We start from the raw sequence: 1,379 nt of genomic DNA on the forward strand, positions 1-1,379 counted from the left end.
AGTAATAATGCCGATGTCAGTCTTTACCACCACTTAGTTTGCCGTTTAACCAGATTGGTGTGATTACTGATGCAGTGAAGACCTTCCCGCATCCTGACTCACACAGCGATCGACCTTTTGTGTCCTGCCCTGGACCCGTCGGTTGCCGGAAGCGCCTTCATGCGAGGCATCTCCTCACCGATGCGCGTGACTCAAGAAGGGCCTGACGGCTTGTCTCGTTACTGTCCTGTCCGGGTTATCTGTCTGGAGATTCAACTCTGTTTCCTCACAGGAGCTCTGTCATGGTTGATAAAGTTACCGAAGCTGCCGTTGTGGGTGGCGTGGATACACATAAAGATTTGCACGTTGCCGCTGTCGTAGATCAGAACAATAAAGTCCTTGGGACTCAGTATTTCTCCACAACACGACAAGGTTACCGGCAGATGCTGGCATGGATGACCTCGTTTGGGACATTAAAGCGAATTGGTGTTGAGTGCACAGGTACCTATGGTTCCGGTTTGCTTCGTTATTTTCAGAGCGCCGGGTTAGAAGTTCTTGAGGTGACTGCTCCAGACCGGATGGAGCGACGCAAACGGGGTAAAAGTGACACAATTGATGCTGAATGTGCCGCTCATGCAGCATTCTCAGGCATCAGGACAGTTACTCCCAAAACGCGTGATGGCATGATTGAGTCCCTGCGGGTATTAAAAACTTGCCGAAAAACAGCAATATCAGCCCGCAGAGTCGCTCTCCAGATTATCCATTCAAATATTATCTCTGCCCCGGATGAATTACGTGAACAGCTCAGAAATATGACGCGCATGCAGCTCATCAGGACCCTGGGTTCCTGGAGACCTGATGCCAGTGAATACCGCAATGTAACCAACGTTTATCGCATTTCATTAAAGTCCCTTGCCCGACGCTATCTCGAGTTACATGACGAAATCGCTGATCTGGATGTCATGATTGCGGCAATTGTCGACGAGTTGGCACCTGAGCTGATTAAACGTAATGCTATCGGATACGAAAGCGCTTCACAGTTGCTGATCACTGCCGGAGACAATCCTCAACGGTTAAGATCAGAATCAGGATTTGCGGCACTGTGTGGTGTCAGCCCGGTCCCCGTTTCTTCTGGAAAAACGAACCGTTACCGACTTAATCGTGGTGGAGATCGTGCTGCAAATAGTGCACTTCACATCATCGCCATCGGACGCTTACGAACTGACGCAAAAACAAAGGAATATGTCGCCAGGCGTGTAGCCGAAGGACATACAAAAATGGAAGCGATACGCTGTCTAAAGCGATATATCTCCCGCGAAGTTTACACGTTACTGCGCAATCAAAACAGGCGGATCAACAGTATCCCGATAACAGCTTGACTCTTAGAAGGGCGTCCAAGG

At 49.5% G+C, this 1,379-nt stretch carries 1 protein-coding gene; it reads left to right on the top strand.

The genetic code is table 11. The features are described 5' to 3' along the window. Window positions 1–281: 281 nt before the first annotated feature. Window positions 282–1,358 (top strand): IS110 family RNA-guided transposase, encoded by a 1,077-nt coding sequence (locus tag HMPREF3178_RS05135; RefSeq protein WP_032448228.1) that lies wholly within the window; start codon window positions 282–284, stop codon window positions 1,356–1,358. Window positions 1,359–1,379: the final 21 nt, after the last annotated feature.

The sequence above is a fragment of the Klebsiella sp. HMSC09D12 genome, from assembly GCF_001808475.1.
GTDB lineage: Bacteria > Pseudomonadota > Gammaproteobacteria > Enterobacterales > Enterobacteriaceae > Klebsiella > Klebsiella oxytoca.